General features: G+C 38.9%; 25 protein-coding genes. 8 read left to right on the forward strand and 17 right to left on the reverse strand.

The window, feature by feature from the left end:
• Positions 1-72: 72 nt before the first annotated feature.
• On the forward strand, positions 73-516 hold the full coding sequence (locus PTI45_RS10445) for an NUDIX domain-containing protein (RefSeq protein ID WP_241669436.1): 444 nt from the start codon (positions 73-75) through the stop codon (positions 514-516).
• 328 nt (positions 517-844) lie between these two features.
• On the forward strand, positions 845-1,804 hold the full coding sequence (locus tag PTI45_RS10450; RefSeq protein WP_069327518.1) for a polysaccharide deacetylase family protein: 960 nt from the start codon (positions 845-847) through the stop codon (positions 1,802-1,804).
• 110 nt (positions 1,805-1,914) lie between these two features.
• Here the strand turns inward: PTI45_RS10450 and PTI45_RS10455 are convergent, their stop codons facing one another.
• The 7 genes from PTI45_RS10455 to PTI45_RS10485 all read right to left on the reverse strand — a co-directional run bounded on the left by PTI45_RS10455 (position 1,915) and on the right by PTI45_RS10485 (position 9,466).
• Positions 1,915-2,565, reverse strand: a complete 651-nt coding sequence (locus PTI45_RS10455; protein ID WP_069327519.1) for an S-layer homology domain-containing protein — start codon at positions 2,563-2,565, stop codon at positions 1,915-1,917.
• Positions 2,566-2,592: 27 nt separating this feature from the next.
• A complete protein-coding gene (locus PTI45_RS10460; RefSeq protein ID WP_069327520.1) occupies positions 2,593-4,749 on the reverse strand; it encodes a S8 family serine peptidase in 2,157 nt (718 codons plus the stop codon).
• Positions 4,750-5,049: 300 nt separating this feature from the next.
• A complete protein-coding gene (locus PTI45_RS10465; protein WP_069327521.1) occupies positions 5,050-5,349 on the reverse strand; it encodes a putative quinol monooxygenase in 300 nt (99 codons plus the stop codon).
• A gap of 185 nt (positions 5,350-5,534) precedes the next feature.
• Positions 5,535-5,834, reverse strand: a complete 300-nt coding sequence (locus PTI45_RS10470; RefSeq protein WP_069327522.1) for a putative quinol monooxygenase — start codon at positions 5,832-5,834, stop codon at positions 5,535-5,537.
• Positions 5,835-5,928: 94 nt separating this feature from the next.
• Positions 5,929-7,200, reverse strand: coding sequence for a threonine ammonia-lyase IlvA (gene ilvA, locus PTI45_RS10475; RefSeq protein ID WP_069327523.1), 1,272 nt, complete (start codon positions 7,198-7,200; stop codon positions 5,929-5,931).
• A gap of 231 nt (positions 7,201-7,431) precedes the next feature.
• Positions 7,432-8,229 carry a DeoR/GlpR family DNA-binding transcription regulator gene (locus PTI45_RS10480; protein ID WP_069327524.1) on the reverse strand — a complete coding sequence of 266 codons (798 nt, stop codon included), beginning with the start codon at positions 8,227-8,229 and terminating at the stop codon, positions 7,432-7,434.
• Positions 8,230-8,542: 313 nt separating this feature from the next.
• Positions 8,543-9,466: a nucleoside hydrolase gene (locus tag PTI45_RS10485; RefSeq protein WP_069327525.1), complete on the reverse strand. Its 924-nt coding sequence runs from the start codon at positions 9,464-9,466 to the stop codon at positions 8,543-8,545.
• A 415-nt stretch (positions 9,467-9,881) separates the two neighbouring features.
• Between PTI45_RS10485 and PTI45_RS10490 the strand changes: the two genes are divergently transcribed.
• The 3 genes from PTI45_RS10490 (at position 9,882) to PTI45_RS10500 (ending at position 12,489) form a co-directional block, all read left to right on the forward strand.
• The gene (locus tag PTI45_RS10490) at positions 9,882-11,339 is read left to right on the forward strand and encodes an amino acid ABC transporter substrate-binding protein/permease (RefSeq protein WP_069327526.1); all 1,458 of its coding nucleotides are present in this window, start codon (positions 9,882-9,884) and stop codon (positions 11,337-11,339) included.
• Complete coding sequence (locus tag PTI45_RS10495) at positions 11,332-12,060, forward strand: amino acid ABC transporter ATP-binding protein (protein ID WP_069327527.1); 729 nt, start codon at positions 11,332-11,334, stop codon at positions 12,058-12,060. The genes PTI45_RS10490 and PTI45_RS10495 overlap by 8 nt, the downstream gene beginning before the upstream one ends.
• A 138-nt stretch (positions 12,061-12,198) precedes the next feature.
• Positions 12,199-12,489, forward strand: a complete 291-nt coding sequence (locus PTI45_RS10500) for a DUF5316 family protein (protein WP_069327528.1) — start codon at positions 12,199-12,201, stop codon at positions 12,487-12,489.
• Positions 12,490-12,505: 16 nt separating this feature from the next.
• On the opposite strand, the gene hxlB is transcribed toward PTI45_RS10500, so the two are convergent.
• The 4 genes from hxlB to PTI45_RS24545 form a co-directional block, all read right to left on the reverse strand.
• Positions 12,506-13,069, reverse strand: a complete 564-nt coding sequence (gene hxlB / locus PTI45_RS10505; protein ID WP_069327529.1) for a 6-phospho-3-hexuloisomerase — start codon at positions 13,067-13,069, stop codon at positions 12,506-12,508.
• Between the two features lie 26 nt (positions 13,070-13,095).
• Positions 13,096-13,791, reverse strand: a complete 696-nt coding sequence (gene hxlA, locus PTI45_RS10510; RefSeq protein ID WP_342672116.1) for a 3-hexulose-6-phosphate synthase — start codon at positions 13,789-13,791, stop codon at positions 13,096-13,098.
• A gap of 114 nt (positions 13,792-13,905) precedes the next feature.
• Positions 13,906-15,204, reverse strand: a complete 1,299-nt coding sequence (locus PTI45_RS10515) for an MFS transporter (RefSeq protein WP_069327530.1) — start codon at positions 15,202-15,204, stop codon at positions 13,906-13,908.
• Between the two features lie 2 nt (positions 15,205-15,206).
• On the reverse strand, positions 15,207-17,111 hold the full coding sequence (locus PTI45_RS24545; protein WP_069327531.1) for a PfkB family carbohydrate kinase: 1,905 nt from the start codon (positions 17,109-17,111) through the stop codon (positions 15,207-15,209).
• Positions 17,112-17,425: 314 nt separating this feature from the next.
• Here PTI45_RS24545 and PTI45_RS10525 point away from each other — a divergent pair, with 314 nt between their 5' ends.
• Positions 17,426-17,881, forward strand: a complete 456-nt coding sequence (locus tag PTI45_RS10525) for a GNAT family N-acetyltransferase (protein ID WP_342672117.1) — start codon at positions 17,426-17,428, stop codon at positions 17,879-17,881.
• A gap of 102 nt (positions 17,882-17,983) precedes the next feature.
• On the opposite strand, the gene PTI45_RS10530 is transcribed toward PTI45_RS10525, so the two are convergent.
• Positions 17,984-19,009 (reverse strand): LacI family DNA-binding transcriptional regulator, encoded by a 1,026-nt coding sequence (locus tag PTI45_RS10530; RefSeq protein ID WP_069327533.1) that lies wholly within the window; start codon positions 19,007-19,009, stop codon positions 17,984-17,986.
• Positions 19,010-19,221: 212 nt separating this feature from the next.
• On the opposite strand from PTI45_RS10530, the gene PTI45_RS10535 reads away from it, so the two are divergent.
• Positions 19,222-19,686 (forward strand): MarR family winged helix-turn-helix transcriptional regulator, encoded by a 465-nt coding sequence (locus tag PTI45_RS10535; RefSeq protein ID WP_069327534.1) that lies wholly within the window; start codon positions 19,222-19,224, stop codon positions 19,684-19,686.
• 53 nt (positions 19,687-19,739) lie between these two features.
• A complete protein-coding gene (locus tag PTI45_RS10540; RefSeq protein ID WP_069327535.1) occupies positions 19,740-21,077 on the forward strand; it encodes an SCP2 sterol-binding domain-containing protein in 1,338 nt (445 codons plus the stop codon).
• A gap of 14 nt (positions 21,078-21,091) precedes the next feature.
• Here PTI45_RS10540 and PTI45_RS10545 read toward each other — a convergent pair whose 3' ends face one another.
• The 5 genes from PTI45_RS10545 to PTI45_RS10565 form a co-directional block, all read right to left on the reverse strand.
• Entirely contained in the window at positions 21,092-21,649 is a 558-nt protein-coding gene (locus PTI45_RS10545; protein WP_069327536.1) for a GNAT family N-acetyltransferase, read from the reverse strand.
• Between the two features lie 49 nt (positions 21,650-21,698).
• Complete coding sequence (locus PTI45_RS10550; RefSeq protein ID WP_069327537.1) at positions 21,699-22,226, reverse strand: hypothetical protein; 528 nt, start codon at positions 22,224-22,226, stop codon at positions 21,699-21,701.
• A gap of 12 nt (positions 22,227-22,238) precedes the next feature.
• Positions 22,239-22,706: a hypothetical protein gene (locus tag PTI45_RS10555; RefSeq protein ID WP_069327538.1), complete on the reverse strand. Its 468-nt coding sequence runs from the start codon at positions 22,704-22,706 to the stop codon at positions 22,239-22,241.
• A gap of 134 nt (positions 22,707-22,840) precedes the next feature.
• Positions 22,841-23,110, reverse strand: a complete 270-nt coding sequence (locus PTI45_RS10560; RefSeq protein WP_069325786.1) for a hypothetical protein — start codon at positions 23,108-23,110, stop codon at positions 22,841-22,843.
• On the reverse strand, positions 23,107-23,353 hold a 247-nt coding region (locus PTI45_RS10565; protein ID WP_139129240.1), incomplete at its 5' end, for an RHS repeat-associated core domain-containing protein. The genes PTI45_RS10560 and PTI45_RS10565, both read right to left, overlap by 4 nt.

Raw genomic sequence — 23,353 nt, forward strand, 5'->3', positions numbered from 1 at the left:
GTTTTCTGATCTAAGGAAAGTGTATAATAGACTCAAAATTCAATGATTCTATTTCGTTTAGGAGGAAATACTTTGTCTGTCGTTATTGATGAACTTTATGCAGGGATTGCTGTCATTATTTTTAATGCCGAGGGTCATGTCTTTTTGCAACAGCGGCTTGATGTCGGACAATGGGGCATACCTTCAGGACATGTAGAAAAAGGAGAAACAGTCACGCAAGCAGTTGTACGAGAGCTGAAAGAAGAAACAGGATTAGATGTAGAAGTCACACGCTTAATTGGGGTCTATTCTGATCCAGATAGCCAGATTTTTGAATATCCTAATGGAAAAAATGTTCATTTTATTACCAATTGTTTTGAAGCAATTATTATCGGTGGAGAGCTTATCGTTGATCCTAAAGAATCACTTGATTATCAATTTTTCCCTACTGATCAGTTACCCGCCAATCTACTTCGTATGCATCCTAGATGGTTAGCCGATGCGCTAGAGCAACGACCTCAAGCTTTTATTCGATAAATCTTCTCATATCGGTCAGTAAGCAAAAAGAAGGCAGACCTTTATTAAGGTTGCCTTCTTTTTGCTTACTCATTATTTTACTTAAGAAATGAAGCCTTTATTCAGATTTCCTTACCACCCTTTTTTTACCAACTATAAGCAAAAATATTGTTACTATTTCAAGAAGACGATGTAACTTTTTATATATTCATTTCGTTTAAAATAAAGTTCAGATGTTACATTTTATGTTGTCTGACTGTCTATTCTATGTTGTGTCCATTTAAAAAAAGTAGTATTTGTCCGATAATAAGATTTTACCACCTGGCTATAAAGGAGTACTTAAACACGAATGAAAAAGCATTGGAAAAAATATGCACTTGCCCTCATGGCAGTATTACTGGTTGTCTATGTTCTCGGGGTGAATTTCCCCAAATCTTCTATCCTTGCACATAAAATATGTAGCTCATGGGTCGCTGCTCAGAATGAAGTCTTTTATTATGAACATCGTGATGCACTTAATCAACGTAATGTTGCATTAGCCGCAGATTATGTTGCTCCTGAAGGTACAGCCGATAAGATCCCTGTACTGATGTATCATTATATTACCCCTAAAAAGGATAATACCGAGCCTACTAATAATTCGATTGTAAATTTAGAATCATTTGAAGCAGATATGAAATACTTACACGATAACGGTTACCATACGGCAACCCTACAACAGTTAGAACAATATGTGGATGAAGAAATTTCGTTACCTGACAAAACAGTCGTGATCTCATTTGATGATGGGTATCAAAACAATATTATCTATGCGTATCCGATTCTCAAAAAATATGGATTCCATGCAACATTATTCGTGATTGGTTCACGGATTCAAGACAAAACGACAGCATTTGATCCCCACAAAACAAGCTATGTATCCAAAGAAGAAATGGAAGCTTCTAAAGATGTATTTGAATACAACAGTCATACGTATAATCTACATTACAAAACATTACTTCACTGTGGCGATGATTATGCTGCTGGTATGAATGAAGCAAGCTTTATCGCTGATGATAAAATTATGCGTTCTGAAGCAGGGATCAATACTCCTTACTTTGCTTATCCATTCGGGGATTTCCGTATGCAAATGGTCTATGCACTGAAAGAGTCTGGATATCGTATGGCATTTACAGTACACCAAGGATTTGTCCGACCTGGAGATGATCCACTGACTCTCAAGCGATTAACGGTTGTATCAAATACGAATATTGATGAGTTGCTTCATATGAACCATGATCCGGATGGTACTTCACCTGTTGCTCCTTAATGTAGATATTCACACCACCATAGAATAGATCACAAAAAAAGCTACTTCTCTATAGGTCATCAACCTATAAACAGAAGTAGCTTTTTTGTGATCATCATTCGTACGTTTGTTTAATTCGCTGTTGGCAAAGCAGGCAGATCTGCTGGATTCGAAGCTTCTGTAGGACGATCAAGCAATCCGCCTACACCATAATCTGCAAAGTTTTTGATAAATTGAAGGGCTTCTGCACGAGTTAATGCTTTGCTTCCTTTAAAAGAAGCGATCGACACTTGAGAAGCATCACTGCCGTTAGCTAGACCTAGAGCTAACATATATTGAATCGCATCATTGCCCGTATAATTCACACCTTCGGCAGAAGAGATCAATTGTGCAACCCCAGTACGAGTAAGAATCTGATTACGAGTAGTTGTATTGGTATAACTACTCACTGGATAATTCAAAGCTTTGGCACGAGCATAATAAGGATTTGCCCAGTTCCCTGTTTTACTACTCGTCACTTCTGGTTCAAATGTGCGAATCAACATCGCTAAAAATTCAGCTTCGCTAACTGTTTTGTTTGGTTTGAACTGACCGTCTTTGTATCCATTGACTAAGCCTGCTTCATATCCCCATTGAATCGTATCTTTTGCCCAGTAACTATTCGAAATATCTGAAAAAGGAAGCCCATCGGCGGCTTGCGCTTTGGTAGAAGACATTGTGCTCCATAAAGAGAATGCCAGACATAGGGTAAGCCCTATTTGAAGCCATGATTTAATTTTCATTGGTATGCACCTTTCTTATCTATATTTTTAACGTGTTGTAAATTGTAAGATTAGTGGCGTCGTGGATGAAACTTGTTGATCACTTTTCGCTGTTGGCTTCGCTTTGATGCCTTTTTCGATAATGATATTGTACGTTTCGTTTTTGGCAAATCCACTTGCTGTTGGTGTGATAAAGATACGATTCCATTTCATCGAGACATTTACATTAGTTACTACTTCTCCATTACTGTTAAGCACTGTGACATGATCCGGTGTCATAGAAGAGGAATCGATATATTTGTATTGTTTATTTTTGAGTGCAACTTGCAAGCTGATACTTACCGGAATCGAAGGAGATAATTGCGCTTTACTTGGCAAGTCTTTGATTCCCATCGTTTGCTTAATCTGTGATAATTGCTTTTGGAAATTAGCATCACTTACATTTTTGCCATCAAATTTAGCTTTAAGCCAGTCTGCTGCTTTACCTGATGTTTTGGCTGTATTGAGTTGTTGTGTTGCTTTTTGAGTCGGTGTTGGTGTTGGAGCAACAGCTGGTGCTGTAACGGTTGTACTTGGTGTTGATGGTTGGCGTGGAATACCGCCGCCACCACCACCACCGCCTCCGCCCCCACCACCAGATGGAACAGCAGCGACTAGATTAGTTGGTGCTGGTGTGGTAACCACAGGTACAGTTACAGCTGGTGTTGGCGCGAATACAGGTGTTGGTGTTGGAATAACTGGTTTACTTTCCACTACAGGTGTAGCTTCAGTAGACGGTGATAATGTCTGACCTGAGATGGATTTCCCAGTGGATTCGTTGCCTGTTGTATCTACCGTTTTTAGTGTAAATGAGTATGTTGTCGATGGAGACAACCCTTCCGCTTGATATACATTTTTGGTTACAGAAGTTACTAATTTGCCTGTATCGTTATAGACATTTACTTTTGCAAAATCTTTGTCTACCGGGTTCTGCCAGTTCAATGTTAAAGAGTTCGTTGTTGCTTGACTGACTGTTAATCCATTTACTTCTGCTGGGGCTGTTTTATCTACTTTAGGAGCGAAAGTAACGAATCCATATCCATATAAATTGTCTCTTCCTGATGCTCCTAGATCGACAATATAATCTTCCAAATCCGTACGTAAATTCGCAATCGATTCCGAAGGATGTTCTTGTTTTAAAATTGCTAGTATACCTGCAATATGAGGAGCCGCTTGAGAAGTTCCGCTAGCTACAGCATATTTACCATTTAAATACGTAGACACAATATCAATACCAGGTGCAGAGACTTCCACTTTAGGACCTGTAGAAGAAAAGTCGCCCCGATTCAAATTTTTGTCGACTGCGGCTACAGCAATCACGCTACTGTATTGTGCGGGATAATTAACTGTGTCTGTTCCTGCTCCACTATTTCCCGCAGAACAGACTACTAAAATACCATTGTTATACGCTTTATCGACCATATCGTGTAATGCTTGTGAATCATATTCAGTTCCTAACGACATATTGATAATATCCATACGATTTTGGATCGCCCAATCGATTCCTTCTAGCACATCTTGCAGATTTCCTTTGCCATCTGCACCTAATGCTTTGACACCATATAACTGCACGCCAGGAGCCGTTCCTGTTACAGCGCCATCGCCACTATGAGCAGCAATAATGCCACTTACATGTGTTCCATGCCCATTATCATCTGCGTATGAAGTTGTATAATCGACTGTGGATACACCACCAGCAATCGTAAGTTCACTATGAGCCGCTACTCCTGAATCGATAACAGCTACTTTGATACCTGATCCGTTGTATCCTTTATCCCACATTTGATTAGGTTGTACTGCTTGATAATTCCATTGCGATTGCTCTGTTGCATTGACAGTAGATCCTAATACTTGAAAATCAGAAGAATCGGTAACTTGAAACGGAACATTACGCTCGATATACGCAATATTGGGATCTTGCACCAAATCTTGCAATTCACCTGCACTGACGGTTGCGGATACCGCAGGTAATGTTTTGAATTCATGTTGTACTTCTACACTTTGCTCGATAGCAGCTTCTTTACCTGCTTGATTTTTATACACAATAACGACTTCTTGATCTGCTCCTGTGATAGAAGCAGGAGATTCTTCTCCATATACTAATCCGGTATGAACCAAAGATAATGTAAGCAGTGACGAGACTACGATAGCTATATATTTTTTCATTCAACTGATTCTCCTTTTTCTCTTATAAAGTAATGCCTTACCTACCACTTGCTATCTATAATACGTAGATTCTTTTGATTAAGATTACGTAAAATTAAATAGCGAAAAATATAATTTAAGACAGTAAATATTCTTTTTTGGTACTGATCAGATTCTGTCTACATTAGTCTTTCGAGTAATTTCGACATTTATCTTATAAGATTTATCGGACGACTTTACAGAATTATGTATACTAATTATAAAAAAAAAGCCCTCTCCAATGGAAAGGGCTGGGGCTTACGTAAATTGATATATATGGAATTAACCTCTTGGTACTTCTGTTGCGTTGAACAGTTTCGCATCCAAAGGGGCACCTGCAAATTCTTTCATATCTTTAACGAATTTTTGGAAATGAGCACTTTGGTTGTGTTCTTGTACAGCTTGCTCATCTTTCCATTCTTCTACCATTGTGAAGAAGTTAGGTTGGTGAAGATCGCGCATCAATGTATAACGGATACAACCTGCTTCTGCTTGAGAAGCGCTAACCAAACCTTCTGCTTCTACTAAAAATTCTTCTACTCTGTCAGGTTTAATCGTGATATTAGCATGAATAACAAACATATAAGTAAACCTCCTATAAGTATATAATGTAATATGATTTTTTTAATGTTCTAAAAATCTCACTTACTAATTATAACCTATATGATGACAAAACCCAAATGATATTGCAAACCTACAATATCATCGTACAAAAAGCTACCTCTCGAAAGAAGTAGCTTTTGTGTTGGACAAGCTTATTTTACCTATTAAACAACAGGCAATTGCATAACTTTATATACTTTGACTTTTAAAGGTGCAGCTGCCATATCTTTTGTATCATTGATATGCTTGAGAAAATGAGCACTTTGTTCGTGAGCTGTAAGCGCTTCTTGGCTTTCCCATTCTTCGACCATCGTGAATAGGTTGGATTGATGTAAATCCACCATCAATGTATAACGAATATTGCCTTCTTCTGCTTGTGAAGCATTTACAAAAGGATCAGCAAGTTGTAGAAAAGTTTCTACGTGTTCGGGTTGGATCAATATTTCGGCATGAATTACTAACATTGGGGTAAAGCCTCCTATAAATAATAAACTGGCACGACTTATTAATTATATAGTAATTCCGCTCAAAACCCAACTATAACTCTAAGAATACTCATCAGATCAGCAAATTAAACAAATTCAGATCACGATTAAGCTCGGTGTATTTAATACCATGTGCTTCCATTCGTTCCACCAATGCACCGTAATCTTCTGGTGTACTCAGTTCAATACCTACAAGTGCTGGGCCATTTTCTTTATTGTGTTTTTTGGTATATTCAAAGCGAGCAATATCATCATTCGGCCCTAATACTTTTTCCAAAAATTCACGCAAAGCTCCCGCACGTTGAGGGAAGTTGATCATAAAGTAATGCTTCAATCCTTCATAGATCAATGAACGTTCTTTAATCTCTTGCATCCGATCAATATCGTTATTGCCGCCGCTAATAATACAGACTACTGTTTTGCCTTTAATCTGCTCGCGATACATATCAAGCGCCGCAATAGGTAATGCGCCTGCTGGTTCAGCTACAATCGCATTTTCATTATACAGATCCAGAATAGCCGAACATACTTTACCTTCAGGCACTTTCACCACATCATTTAATACATCACGGCAAATATCAAAAGTAAGCTGACCGACACGTTTTACTGCTGCACCATCAATAAACTTATCAATTTCACCAAGTGTGACTACTTCATTACGAGCAATAGCTTCACTCATCGAAGCCGCACCGGCAGGTTCCACACCAATCAATTGTGTGGATGGACTCATTGTATGCATGTATTGACCAACACCAGCAGCTAGACCACCGCCACCAATCGTAAGGAAAATATAATCAGCAGGTACGTCTAGACTTTCCATAATTTCCATACCGATTGTACCATTACCTGCAATAATCTTCGGATCATCAAATGGATGAATAAATGCCATTCCTTGTTCTTCACACGTTTTCATTGCTTCTTCATAAGCGTCATCAAATGTATCGCCAACCAGAATCACTTCTACATTTTTGCCACCGAACTTTTTCACCATTTCTACTTTTTGATTCGGTGTGGTACTTGGCATATAGATTTTGCCATGAATATTCAGAGCATCACAAGAAAAAGCTACACCTTGCGCATGATTACCTGCACTAGCACATACAATCCCTTTGTCTAATTCTGCTTGGGAAAGACTACGAATACGGTTATACGACCCGCGGATTTTGAAAGAACGAACGACTTGCATATCTTCACGTTTCAAAAAGATATTACATTCGTATCTTTCAGATAATGTATTATCTCGTTGTAAAGGGGTACGTACGATTACTTCGCGTAATACATGATGGGCACGTACAATATCTTCCATGCCTACGATTTGCGGATTATATTCACCAGTTGCTGTCATTGATTCTCTCCTCACTCCAAACGCCTCATTGATCTCAACCATCTCTATACGGTTCTCAACGTTTTCTCATTTATCTAAAGTACTCCTAACGTACCCTATTTTCAAGCTTAACCGATGAATTTGTTGAAAATTAATCTAAAAACAGCAAAAGACTTACTTTTTCAAAGGGTACAAAAAAACCTTTTCCATAACGGAAAAGGCTTAATTGACTACTATAAGCGAATATGATGGCTACTCGACAACGATCACATCAACGCCCATATCTTGCAAATCTTGAATCGCTTCTTGCGGTAACTGATCATCGGTTACAAAACGATTCAAATCTTCCATACCCATTAGGCGCACCAAAGATTTACGACGAAACTTCGTACTATCGGTTAACAAAATGAGTTCATCGGAGATCTCAATAATCTTCTTCTTCAATTGTACATGTGCTTCAGAAGGTTCTGTTAATCCGCGTGTCAGATCAAATCCATGACAGGAAAATAGAAATTTATCCACATGATAACTTTCGACCATTTTCTCTGCATGAATCCCTGTGTTTGCCATAGAATCTCGATCTAGATACCCACCGATCAAAATGACATTGATCTCGGTTTTTTGCACCAGTTCATTTGCAATCGCTAGTGAATACGTCAGTACAGTTAGTGAACGATTCGGTAATTGCTTGACCAAATGTAAACAGGTTGTACTGGCATCTAATGCGATCACATCGCCAGGTTCAATTAAAGATAATGCGTATTCAACAATCGCTTTTTTCTCTTCTAGATTCTGTGTTTCACGTTGTACCGCAGGCGATTCATATTGTTCCCGATTCCGGTTAAATACGGCTCCACCATGCGTACGTACCACAGCACCTTCATTTTCCAAACGTTCCAAATCACGTCTTATCGTCTCTTCAGTCACTTGAAAACGGCGGCTTAGTCCGGATACCCGTACGGTTCCTTCCGCTTCCAAAATTCGCAACGTCTCCAGCTTGCGTTGTGCTGCGGATGTAGTATCTTGTCGCTTTGGATTCTTGCTGCTCATGGAATTACACCTGGCCTTACTATTGTATATTGTCAAACGTATATAGATCAGCATCTAGTACAATGCTCATTCGTGTCGAAACGATTCGTGTAAGCGTTTATCAATAGCTTTTAGCTACATATTTCAATGATACCGTATTTACCTTACAGTAACAATAAAAAATGAAAGAGAATGTCTACTTTAATCGGTATTTGTAACATTTTATGTATATTAATAAGATCTCATCATCTAAAGCCCACCCGTTATGCAAGACTACACTCATCTTACATTGAACAGATCGGCTCTGAATAATGATTACTTATAATAGAAAAGATTAGACGATTCGACTTAAAAAGTGTTTCAAAAAGCGAGAAGAATCTACATCTAATGCAACATCAATATGTGCCACAGCTGTATCGTGTTTGCCTGTCGTTTTGCCTAATGCGTCTGGATCGGTACATTCCACATGAATAGCATACGAAGTCGTGCGTACTATTGTAGGATCAATCGCTACGCCTACAGCTAATGGATCATGTAAAGCACAACCTTTGCCACCTGTTACAATCTCATTATAAGCACCCATATAGAACTCCGTCATATCAGCTAAAAAGACAGATAACGCACTATTTTCCCGTCTCCATTCGTCCAAATGAACACCGGTGAGCAATGTTTTCATCGTGACATCCAGTCCTACCAATGTGATCGGCATTCCTGATGTAAGGACAAAAGCAGCTGCGTCAGGATCAGAGTAAATATTAGCTTCCGCATAAGGTGTAACATTACCCGGTACAGTAACCGCCCCACCCATCACCACTAATCGTTCAATCGTATTCACAATAGTAGGGTCTGTCTGAATAGCTTTGGCAATATTGGTCAACGGCCCTACTGCCACTACAGTGACTTTGCCTGGAGATGCTTGAATTTGCTGAACGATAAAGTCAGCTGCACTCATATGCTGCGCTTGACGTTCGGAAGGTTCCCGATACTGATTACCAATTCCATCTTCTCCATGAATATGACGGGCAAAAGGCTTCGTATATTCACGGCTCATCGGCTTACTTTCTCCTGCATAGACTGGAATTTCTTCACGCTCTAATTTATCTAATACGACCAGCGTATTACGCGTTGCTTCTTCGACTGTAATATTACCGAATACCGTCGTCACTCCCAAAATATCCAATTCTGGTGAATGAGCTGCATATGCCAGTGCTAACGAATCATCAATCCCTGTATCTACATCTAAAATAACCAATTTCATATATCCCGTTCCCTTCTTAATATGTTCATTGCATTTTATCATATGTAGTGGAGGTGTAAAGTAACAGGGTGTTAAATACTATCTTCGATACACAACCATATAAGAATATAGTAATGATGTGAATTGACTATATTTGGGTTTTTAGCATGAGATTACTTATAATTTGTGCAATACCTAACATCAGTATTAGAATGATACCGTTTACGTGATACATAATTAACTGAAAAGTATAATGACCTATAGTCAATAGCTTGTTTTTTTTGTAGAATGGGAAGACATGTGATGTAAGATATCAATTTGAGATATCTATTGTAAGCAATATGAATCGTGAGCAGGTTGTTTCTCGCTCGATTCAAGTATAGGCATGACAATACTTGCTAATAGACATGAAGAAGTCAATGAAATGGAGGATTTTATGAAGAAATCTAGGGTAATGTGGTTAGTAATGGCTCTCCTTCTTTTCTTTGGAGTATCTACAGGAAGCTTTGCCACGACTGCAACTGCACAAGCACAGGAAGGCAAAACTTATCAAATCGGTACAGATGTTACATTTGCTCCTTTCGAATTTCAAGATGCTAAACAAGAATTTGTAGGAATCGATATGGATATATTAGCGGCAATTGCTAAAGACCAGAACTTTAGCTATGAAGTTAAGCCGTTAGGATTTAATGCAGCTCTTCAAGCATTACAGACTGATCAAGTTGACGGTATGATTGCTGGAATGAGTATTACCGATGAACGTAAGCAAACATTTGATTTTTCAAAGTCTTATTTTGAAGCTGGCGTAGCTATGGCAGTTAAGCAAGGTAACGCTGATGTTAAATCGTATGAAGATTTACGTGGTAAAAATGTTGCTGTCAAAATTGGAACACAAGGATATACATTTGCTGAATCTATCAAAGATAAATATGGTTTTAGCCTAGTTCCTTTTGAAGATTCTGCACAGGTCTATGATGATATCAAAACAGGAAATTCAGTTGCTGGTTTTGATGATTATCCGGTACTGGCTTATGGTATTCAACAAGGAAATGGACTGCAATTAGCTCCAACTGAACAAGAAGCTAAAGGTTCTTATGGATTTGCTGTCAATAAAGGCAAAAATGCAGAATTGCTACAAAAATTCAATGCAGGTTTGGCTAATATTCGTAGCAACGGTGAATACGATAAAATTCTAAAAGAATATTTAGGTGAATCCGGAAATGGTGTGCCTGCTGCAAAGTTAGGTAGATTCGAATTGATTCAACAGTCTTTCCCTTACTTGCTTAAAGGATTATTGAATACTGTTGTTTATACGATCGTTTCACTATTCTTCGCATTTATTTTAGGTTTAATCTTTGGATTTATGAAAGTGAGTCATAACCGCATCCTACGTATTATCGCAACTATTTTCGTTGATGTATTCCGTGGTATACCGTTACTTGTACTAGCGTTCTTTATCTACTTTGGTCTTCCAGGAGCCTTTGGATTTACAATGCCACTGTTTGTCGCTTCCGTTCTGGCTTTGAGTCTGAACGCAGGAGCTTATGTCACTGAGATTATTCGTGGTGGTATTCAATCGATTGATCGTGGACAAATGGAAGCTGCTCGCTCACTCGGTCTACCTTACCGTACAGCGATGATCAAAATTATTATTCCACAAGCTGTAAAATTAATGATCCCTTCATTTATTAATCAGCTAGTGATCACTTTGAAAGATACATCGATTATGTCTGTTATCGGTCTAGTCGAATTGACACAATCCGGTAAAATCGTTATTGCTCGTACTTTCCAATCGTTTGATATCTGGTTAGTCGTTGCTATTATGTATCTAATTGTTATTACAATCCTTACCAAAATCTCTAACCACATCGAAAGGAAGGTCAGCAATGGATAAAATTAAAGTAACCGGTCTGAAAAAAAGCTTTGGCTCCAATCATGTACTGAAAGGTATTGATCTGGAAGTTAAAGAAGGCGAAGTGGTTTGTGTCATTGGTCCATCTGGTTCGGGTAAAAGTACCTTCCTTCGTTGTATTAACCGTCTGGAAGAGATTACAGCAGGTACAGTCATTGTCGATGATTACAACATCAACGATAAACAAACCGATATCAACAAAGTACGCGAAAATATCGGAATGGTGTTCCAGCACTTTAATCTTTTCCCGCATATGAGCGTAATCAAAAATATTATGTTAGCTCCAACCGAACTCAAAAAATCGTCTCCAGCAGAAGCTCGTAATATCGCTCTCAAATTGCTAGATCGTGTTGGATTAGCAGATAAAGCCGATGCACTACCTAACCAATTATCAGGTGGTCAAAAGCAACGTGTAGCGATTGCACGCGCACTGGCTATGAATCCGGACGTTATGTTATTCGATGAACCGACTTCTGCACTTGATCCTGAAATGGTCGGTGAAGTACTAGGTGTTATGAACTCTCTTGCCAAAGAAGGCATGACCATGATGATCGTAACTCATGAAATGGGCTTTGCTCGTGAAGTGGCCGATCGTGTGATCTTTATGGATGGCGGTTATGTGGTAGAAGAAGGTACACCTGAAGAAGTATTTGGTAATCCTCAACACGAACGTACGATTAGCTTTTTAGAAAAAGTACTCTAGTTATTCCAAAGTAATAACATCATAAATGATATAATACACAAAAGACTGCGAATATACATTCGACAGTCTTTTGTTTTATTCTAATAGATTGTAGATACATAGCTGTTCCTATTACATAGTAGAAAGGTGAATACTCTTATGAAAAAAACAGGTTTGCTTTTAGGCTCAGGTGCTCTTTTTCTAGTTGTACTGTATTTTGTTCAATTTGTATTACCATATGAATTTGAACATATACTTCAAGTGGTTGCCGTAATATTAATTGTTATTACACTGGCTCTTTCAGGTACGTTAGTCAGTGGAGATCGGATGCGAGCGAATCAAGCGATCGACCCTACTTCCAGAGACCGAGGTATGGTTAATTCATGGAGCATTATTTTGTTTAGTCTACCTGTTTATATGGTATTGATAATCTTATATTTGTGGGGTTAAAAAGAAATACTATTCTTTATTCTACATTGCTATGTTTAGCAAATAAGTCATCATGTTGGACTTGTTGAAGTTGTCCATAGGCTAAGCACACTGCATCCAGTAAGACATGTGTACATTGATCAAATAATGATCCCAAAGGTTGAATACTTGCTGCCTCGCCTTCACGTCTATACTTGGTCGCTGCTGGAATATGCAAAATCGTATCTGCTAGTATACCCAGTGGTGATGATTCGTCGGTAGTCACCGCCACAATAGAGCATCCTAACTCTTTAGCTTTGTCTGTTGTCCATATAGCGGATTTGGTTGTACCTGATCCAGATACAGCGATCAGTAGATCACCGCTAGCAAGTGCAGGCGTCACCGTTTCTCCAATCACATGAGAATCTGCACCTAGATGCATTAAGCGCATAGCAAATGATTTGGCCATAAATCCAGATCGTCCTTCACCGGTTACAAAAATACGCTGACTGTTAACAAGCAACGTGGCTAGCTTACTGATTGACTCTTGTGGTACATGGGCAATCACTTGGCTAATCTCAGCAATAATCTGCTCTGCTGTTGTCGATTGAATGTTATTCATAGATATCACTCCATTTGTAAAATATATTATATTGAAGCTGTTGTATTTGTAGACTGTGAAAAGAATGTATGGATTAGCTCTCGAATCTGTTGGGCAGATTCAGCAGGATCATGCGCTTGGGTAATTGCAGAACCTACAATGACAACAGTAGGCGATTGTTGTAATATCGTCGGCAACGTCTCTAACGTAATTCCACCTGCTACAGCAATCTTCGGTGTACTGTTATTGGCAATGGTATCAGTCGTAGTCTGTTGAATAGAAGATGATCCTGCTACTTGTCCGTGGTGCTCCTGTTCATCTTTACTCACATGATCGCATAATATAGCATCTGTATATTGCTTAAGGTGATGCCTTTTTTCTTGAGATACATTTAGCAAATCGATCATCGTCTGTCTCTGATATTTGCGAGCAGTCTGCATACATAATTCTAATGTAGCATCAGGCGCCGCACCCATAACTGTCGCTACATCTGCTCCAGCTTCAAAACAAAGTTCAAATTCATATTTTGCATTATCGAACGTTTTGATATCCGCCACGATGATTTTATCAGGAAAAGCTTGCTTGATCTGACGTACACTTTCGATACCGAACTCTTTAATAAGCGATGTACCGACTTCGATCCAATCTACATACGGTTCGACTTGTTGTGCCATATGAATAGCTTCTTGAATCGTCATTCGATCTAGTGCGAGCTGTATACGCACTGGCTGTTGTTCAGTCATATTTATTCTGCTCCTTCACTAAATATAAATTATTTTTTACATCATTTAGATATAAAAGAAATACACTATTCTATTGTTGTGTGACGTTATTTTACACTTTCACTATTCTTTTATTTAAGTGGCACTGACTTTTGTTTTCCATTCTGGAGAAGCTTGAGGTTTCTGAGTCTGTGGTTTGCGTACCATCATAGTTAAGATCGCAGATAAAAGTAACGAGCCCGCCATAAACATATACGATGCATCGAACCCACCTGTGATATCGTTCAGATAACCTACAATATAAGAACCTGCAAATGAACCTAACGCCCCCATACTGTTAATCAGCGCCATGGCTCCACCTGCTACATTACGTGGTAATACTTCCGGTACGATAGCAAAAAATGGACCATACGGGGCATACATCGCTCCACCTGCAATCACCAGTAATACAAATGAAATCCAGAAGTGATTCGGGCCAATGAGATACGATCCGTAAAAGGCAAGTGCTCCAATTAATAAGAAGGGCCAGACAAAGTTTTTACGGCTTTGCATTTTATCAGAAAAGAATGAAGTCACTAACATCAGAATGACAGCGAGCACATAGGGAACAGCCGCTAGCCAACCTGTCGATACCATCGTCATATTTGGTGCTTTGGCAATAATCGAAGGTAACCACATCACAAATCCGTACACCCCAATACTCCAGAAAAAGTATTGCAGACTTAATTTGATAACAGTGGGTGAACGGAAAGCTTCACGGTAATTCTTCACTTGCTTCATACCTGCTTGTTCACGTTCCAATTCATCTTCTAAAGCTTGCTTCTCCGCATCGGTTAACCATTTGGCTTGAGAAGGCTTATCTTGTACCACTTTCCACCAGACAAATGCCCAGATAATAGCTGGCATTCCTTCTATAATAAACATCCACCGCCAACCTACAGCAGTCACAAGATACCCTGAAATAATCGACATCCACAATACCGTTGCAGGATTACCTAGAATCAGAAAGGTATTCGCACGTGAGCGTTCTTTATTCGTAAACCAGTGTGCATTAAAAACAAGCATGGCTGGCATGACCGCGCTTTCAACGACACCAAGTGCAAATCGGATCACGATCAATAGATTGACATTGGTAATCATCCCTGTTGCAGATGCCAGTGCACCCCACAGAATCAACGACCAGAAAATAAGCTTTTTCGCACTTTTTTTCTCCGCATAATGAGCGCCCGGAATTTGGAAAAAGAAATAACCTAGAAAGAAAAGGGCTCCCAGTAACGACGACATCGCTGCTGAAATATTCAGATCATGTGCCATTCCTGATGCCGCACCAAAGCTATAATTCGCACGATCCAGATAAGCCAGACTATACGTAATAAAAATAACCGGAATTAATCGTAACCAACGAGAAGCAGGTAAGGCTGTCTTTTCTTGCATGTTTATTTCACTCCTTCCAAAGATGGGTCTTGACTTGAAGTATGCTCAACTATTCCATCTGCTGGTGATACATATCTTGGCTGATGCTCGATAAAGTGCTGCAATTCATGTTCAGTAGGATATCCTTCATGATCGCCGATGGATTGGACTGCTAATGCACCGATCGCACACCCTCTGGTAATCGCTTGTTCGATGGTAAGTCCAGCTAACCAACCGCTAACCGTTCCAACAGCAAATCCATCGCCTGCACCAACTGTATCTATTACATGGTCTACCATAAATCCGGGTACAATACCTTCTTGCTCCTGACTGCGATAATAAGCACCAGATGGACCTAATTTGACGACAACCATTTTCACCCCTTGCTTCAGGTAAAAATCTGCAATTTCTTCCGGTACTACTGATCCTGTTAATATCTGCCCTTCTTCAATACCCGGTAACACGATGTCTGCTTGAATAGCAAACTGATTAATCGTCTGGATCATCTCCGCTTCACTATTCCACAAGGTTAGACGCAAGTTAGGATCAAATGAGATGCTTCTATCGTTATCACGCATATGTTGAATAACATGCTGAGCAAATTCACGATTAGTATCTGATAATGCTAAAGGAATCCCTGTCATATGCAAATGCCGAGCTGAACTAAAATAAGAAAGATCGAGATTCTGGATACTCATCTGACTTGCTGCTGATCCACGACGAAAATATTGTACTTGCGGGTCACCGCTGATCACTTTGGATTTGAGCTGAAATCCTGTAGGGTGTTCTGAATCTACACGTACATGATCCAAATTGACATGCTCATTTGCCAATTGTTGTTGTACAAATGTACCAAAAGCATCAGCTCCTACCTGACTTGCCCAACCCGAGCGAAGACCTAGACGAGCAAATCCGATCGCTGCATTGGCTTCTGCTCCAGCTAGTCGTTTACTAAATAAAGACACATTGTGCAGATCACCTACTTCTTCAGCTACAAACATCGTCATCGCTTCGCCAAAAGTAACGATATCCAGTGATGTATTATCACTTTTGGTAGGTAAGGTCGATGATGTTAAAAGCTCATTTTTATCTACTTTAGCGGTATCTGTCGTAGTATCCATCGTATGATTGCTCCTTCCTGCTGTGCGTAGTACATGATTGTAATACTCAATCTGTGTATCATCTAATAATGTAAATTCTATCGCCCGCCATGCTTGATTCGGAAGAATTTCGATGACTTGACGCCACAATGCTTGTTCCTCTGTCGGTAAAGGAAGCGTTAGATATCTATTCTCTTGCTGAACCGAATGCTTAGCATGAATATACGTCACGTAAGGTGCTAACTGCCGGGCAGCTTGAAGTGCATCATGTCCTGTATATAACCAGTTGCCAATATCAAAAGTCATCCCGATCGAATACAGTGGCGAATGCGCTTGCAAAATAGCTAATTGTTCAAAAAAGCAAAGCAACCGTGCAGGATCACCACCCTCTAGCGTCTGATCATTTTCGATCCATAATTGCAAACTAGAGGTTGAATCCTGATTAGCAAAAAACTGATCAATACTTGCAAGAAGTCCTTCTATAGACGACTGTGTAACTTCATAATGACCGAGTGACAATTTGACTGCGTCTGCTCCTAATTGCTGTGCTTCTCTCAAAGAACGATAGAGAATGTCTTGATCTAGCAAATGATTATCTTGCCATAACGATGCAGGTACCGAATAAACAGTATATGCAAGATTTGCTTGCTCAATCGCTTGTCTGCATTGATCTAAAGGCAATAACAGATCAGACTCTACAAACCATTCACGCCGAATCTCTATACCCTCCGCTCCAATCTCAGCAATACGTGTCGCCACTTGTGCTTGAGGTACTTTGCTATGAACAACATCTGCAAATACAGATGTGGGGATAATGGTAGTGGTCATCGATGTGTACTCCTTTCAGCTTTTCGCATTCGTATAATAAAGATGTCTGTTATTTCACTATTCATCTGTAAGATATTCATCCATTTCACTTGTAAAAGAATTTTAATAAATCGGTTTAGTAAATCGGTTTATGAAGTGAGTATAATCTAATCATTTTAGAAATACAAGCCTTTTTGTAAACGTTATCTGTATTTATATGGTAAAAGGTACTTTTGAACTAATCGTGCTATCCCAGATGAGTTATTACATATTGAATTGTATATTTATACATAATAGTGTATATTAATCTTTTATACATAAAGGAGATGATTGTATTGGAATCTATACCTACTGTTATCCGTCAAGCAACAAGTACAGATGTAGACGCATTGACCACTATTATGAATGAATACATCGGAGACTTTTATCAAAAGCCGAAGCCTGCTGTAGAAAAGCTTCACCATCTGATCCATACGTTATTGGAATTGCAATTAGGGGTTCAATTTGTAGTCGAGCAAAATAATCAGACTGTAGGATTTGCAACATTGTACTTCTCATTTAGCTCAATCAAAGCAGAAAAAGTGACCATTATGAACGATCTGTATCTGCAAGAACATTTACGAGATACGGAAGTTGAAGTTCAATTGTTCAAGCACTGTCACAAATACACTCAAGATCATGGATTTGCTCATATGAGCTGGGTAGCGGCTCCACATAATACGCGTGCTCATCGCTTTTTCGATCAAATGGGATGTACACGAATCGATTGGGTCGATTATATGATCGTGTAACGCAAAAAGAGACTGCTCAAGATCTGTAACTGTGATCTGAAGCAGTCTCTTTTATATCATTACAATATATATATTTAAAAAACTAAAAGCGTACTATTCATTTTATTGTATATTAATGACTTGGGCAGAAGACTCTCGAATCATCAATGTACAGGTAAATTGCTTTTCTTGTATCGCTGGTGGTACTTGCCCAGTACTCTCTGCGGAGATCGAAGCGATCAGCATTTCTGCGGCTTGTCTGCCCATATCATGAGAAGGCTGAATAATCGTAGATAATGTAGGGGTCAATAACTCTGCAAATGGAATATTATCAAACACAATCAAAGCCATATCTTGCGGAATCTGTAACTGATGTTCTTTGAGAAAAGCCAGTACTTCTAACAAGACTAGATCATTTCCAGCAATAATCGCAGTTGGTAATTGGTGCTGATCTGTCCATGCACTTAATTGGTGTCGTAGTTGCCCGACTTCATCCGAGATTATCATCGGTGTGATCTGTGGTAACTTTTCCTGCATCGCCCTTGTATATCCTTGAACCCGTTCTACCCGAGTCGAAATTGTTAAAGGTGCCGTTAGCATCGCAATCTGTTGGTGCCCGCTAGTAATCAAGTGCTCTGTTGCTGTATAGGCGGCTTGTTCATTATCGACCACTACACGATTGACCTGTACGCCTTCAAGCTTCCGATCTACAAATACCAATGGGAATCCTTCTTGAACTAACTTCTGGTACAACGGTTTTAACTGACCCGATGGAAAAGCAATCACACCATCGACTTGTTTGGAACGCAGTAATTCCAAATCTTCTCGTTCTCTTGCTTCATCTTCATCCGTATTGCAAAGGATCACACTAATGCCTTGTTCTCGACAATAACTCTCGATCCCCCGACAAACTTCTAATGAAAATTGATGCAACATATTCGCCACGATCACACCAATAGTAAATGTACGTTTTTGTTTCAAACTACGTGCTAGCACATTGGGACGATAATCCAATGCTTGAATCGCCGCAGCTATTTTGTCTTTGGTTGTACTGCTCATATATTCATAACGCCCGTTTAGATACTGGGAGACTGTACTTTTGGATACTCCTGCTTCACGAGCCACATCTGCCATTGTCATTTTCGCCATAGTTACTGCCCTTTCTCTATGATCCGAGTGTAGTTAAAGATGCACATACGGATAGGGTTAATCTGTGATTGAATATTATCATAGCGTAAGGATTTATTGTAGCACAACCATCTACATTTTAAGAATAAGATCACCCTGATTTATAGATAGGATATACAAGTAAAGATCATCATCATATTGACATCAACAAATATGTGTATATACTCATATTTATGACAAAACAACATTCAACTTCCGATTTTCCAGAGAAAATCGATTATACCACAATGTGTGCTTGCTTGAATTTTAGAAAAGCTTCGCGATTTATTACGAGTTTATACGATGAATATTTAAGACCTGTCGGGATCAGAGCTACACAGTTATCTTTGCTAATGGCACTTGAACAGACTGGCTCTGTTACTATTACTTCTCTAGCCGAAGTACTTCTTATGGATCGTACTACTTTACCACGCGATCTAAAGCCTCTTGAGAGAAACGGCTGGGTATCTATTACAGAGGGAAAGGATCGTCGAAAACGTTTTATTGCTTTAACACCTGAAGGTAAAGAACTTCTCGACCGTGCACTTCCATTATGGGAACAGGCACAGACCCGTGTTCAAGACTATATGGGTGAGACGCGTTATACAGGTTTACTTGGTCAATTGTCTAATATTGTTAAGCTAAATAGAGAAATTTAATTTTTTTTAATCAAAAAGGTGTATATACACCTAATTAAAAGGAGCAGATAAACATGGCTGATATGAAAAAACATCCTACCGTTCTGCGTTACTATGAATCTGTTGCACAATCTGCAAATTTTGACAATGAAATACTTGATTATGATTGGATACGCGAATTATGTCTTGAAGCTGGAGCAGATGATGTGGGAGTGATCTCTATCGAACGCTCCGAATTGGATGATCAGCGTGAGGATATTCTATCTGTATTTCCACATGCCAAAACGATGATCAGTTTCGTTTCCAGAATGAATCGAGAACCGATCCGTACCCCTGCACGCTCTCTTGCTAATATTGAATTTCATCACACTGGAGATAAGGTAGCCGACACATCCCATAACATCGTATCTGCCTTAGAAGCACGAGGAGTACGAGCTTTAAATGCAGCTATGGGTTTCCCGATGGAAATGGATAAGTTTCCTGGTAAAGCATGGGTTGTTTCACTCAAACCTGTTGCCGTTGCCGCAGGATTAGGTAAGATGGGCATTCATCGTAATGTGATTCATCCGAAGTTCGGAAATTTTATTCTTCTTGGTGCTATTATGCTAGATGCTAAAGTCAACAAAGAAGATCGACCGATTGATTACAATCCATGTCTGGAATGCAAGCTTTGTGTGGCTGCCTGCCCTGTGGGTGCGATCGGTGCAGATGGACAATTTAACTTTTCATCATGCGCTACACACAATTATCGTGAGTTTATGGGCGGTTTTAGCGATTTTGTAGAAACGATTGTGGATAGCAAGAACACGAAAGAATTTCGGAATGAAGTTCCTGCAACAGAATCCGCTTCATGGTGGCAAAGTTTGAGTTTTGGCGCTAACTACAAAGCCGCTTATTGCTTATCCGTTTGTCCTGCCGGCGATGATGTCATCGGACCATTTCTGCAAGATCGTAAAGGGTTTATGAATGATATCCTGAAGCCATTGCAAGCCAAAGAAGAGACGATATATGTTATCCCTGGCTCAGATGCAGAAGCACATGTCCAAAAACGTTTTCCCCATAAAACAGTCAAACGTGTTGGTAATGGACTTATACCGAATTCGATCAGTCTTTTGGTCACCCTGATGCCTCATGTATTTCAACCTAATCAAGCCACCGATGTAAACTGTACGTATCATTTCACATTCACAGGCAATGAAACGAGACAAACCACATTCGATATTCGTAATAAAAAGCTTCAGGTTACCGACGGTCTTCATGGCAAACCCGATATTCAGATTACAGTAGATAGCAAAACATGGCTTAAAATTGTGGCGAAAGAAAAAAATGTAGGCGTAGCATTACTAACAGGCAAACTCAGATTCAAAGGCAATCCCAAATTGTTAATCAAATTTGAGAAATGCTTTGCTTAATGAACGTATCTTATTCAAAGTTTCTTTTTGTTTGATTCGTTGGAGTGTTTTCGATATTCTTTTGCCAATATAGAGTACAGATAGGAATCATGAAATTCGCCTTTATAATACCAGTGCTCACGCATCATGCCTTCACGTGTCATTCCGATCTTTTGCATAACTTTCTCAGAAGCTCTATTAGCCGGACGACAAGTCGCATAGATTCGATGTACATCCAATATCTCAAATCCATAAGTGAGTATAGCTTGAGCCGCTTCTGTCACATAACCTCTGCCCTGATGATCAGGGTTCAGTACATAACCAATCTCAGCATTCGTCTGGTGAACATGAATACCAATCCCGCCGATTAACGTCCCTTCATGCTGGAGGCAAATGGCGAATTCATAATCTTGACGAGACGATTGCTGTTGTTGAGCGATTACTTCTTTCACATACGCTTGAGTATCTGCTTCAGTGTTAGGCCCCCATGCTGTGTGCTGTGTGACTTCAGGTAATTGAGTATAAGTATGTATCGCTTTCCAATCGGTATCTTGTATTTCTCGAATAACAAGTCGCTGTGTTTCTAAGTGCATAAGGTATTCCTCCATCTTAGTATAGGCTCAAATGCAGATCTTATTTACCCTATTTGTAAAATAAATTATTCCCATCTATTATCCAATAACAATAGATTTCAGGAACATCTTTAATAAAATCTTTATAACTTCCAATCCATCCATCGGGTACATATAATTCATAAGAAGCAGGTTCAGGATAGTAAGATATCAATTCTTTCTGATCGAAATTAATGTATAAAGAAGGGGACATGTCTAACATATCTACATGTGTGTCTTGTTTCAATATATTTTTGAGTTCTTTTACTTTAACTTCACTATCTATAATTTTCTCTAAAAATTCTTCAGCTGTCTCTTCGTTAACTACAGGAATATTAAATCTTTCCGAAAAGTCATTGGGATTAGGAATATCAAAACCATTCTCAAGATAAGCAGAAATTAATTTTTTGAAATCTAAAAACCATATTTCCTTATCTGTAACAAACCATTTGTACGACTTCATGTATTGAACTAAAACTATGATATTTTCTGCATACTCCGGCTGATTCTTCACTTTATGTGCTCCTTGATCTAAAGTGTTCTTTTCTTTAGTTTTCATTAAAGCATATTATTAATTGGATAGCATCAAACAAGATTTTATTTTATATTCGATACTACGATCCATACCATAGACTTCAAAATAGGAAGTATCAAATGGGCGAATTTCGATTTCTGCTTCGAGGTGCTGTAAGCCTTCATCTTCTTCTGTGTCTGGTAAACGATCAGAGTTCCATTCTACATGTTTGCCCTTCTTAATGCCTATGAACACTCCTGAATAGAACTGAATGATCTCATTTGCTTTTTGGATCAATTCTTCTGTACTTAGAAATTCCGAATATTCATCCGGAAATAATTCTTTAACGACTTGATTGCTACTACCAACTACATCGAATGTAAACCAAACAAGATCCGAAGTTTCCTCTTTAATACAATTGATTATTTCAACAAGTTGTCCTCCTAAACAAATGTTCTCATTTCTGAAATACTTGTGGTCGAGTCTAAGTATAAATGTAGATTTTTTCAAATCATTATTGTTCAATGAGTTCACTCCTTTTTATGATTCTATGTGTAACCTTGAAAGGCTTAGAACAAAGAATTACTTTTGATTGAGATTACTAATATTTCTTATTTTTAAGTCGTCACTGGCGATCTAAATCAATAGTCGCTTATGAATCAATCTCTAATTTCACATTTAGCTTTAAACATCTGCTCTATGATTTTATCGTATAAGCCATCATCTTCTATAAGGAGCACAGTATTATTCTTTTTATGAATAATCAAATAACCTTCGCTCATTTTTTCTAGAAAATATTCATTAGTCTCCCATAAATATTTATATGATCTAAGTTCCATATTATCACCTTCACTTTTATTTATATGAACCATCTTTGTAAAATCTCCTTTAGCCAATCGGTCTCCTACAGAAAGTTCTTGACCTGTCACTTAATCTGTTCCTGTAAAGACTTCCTGTACACCTTTACCGTTCCCAAAATAGGAACAGCATCCGCTAAGAAACTGCCAACCGTTTTAAACATCTCGTCACTATCCGCACTCAATCCAAATGGATCAATATACGAAATCGGATTCCCATTCACATACGCATACCGGTTCATGGTCAATCCATCATCAATACTTCCACTCAGAACATCTAGGTTCACGAAACGTTTGATCTCTGGATTGTAGTAC

Origin of the sequence: Paenibacillus nuruki, from assembly GCF_001721045.1 — a bacterium.
Classification (GTDB): Bacteria; Bacillota; Bacilli; order Paenibacillales; family Paenibacillaceae; genus Saccharibacillus; species Saccharibacillus nuruki.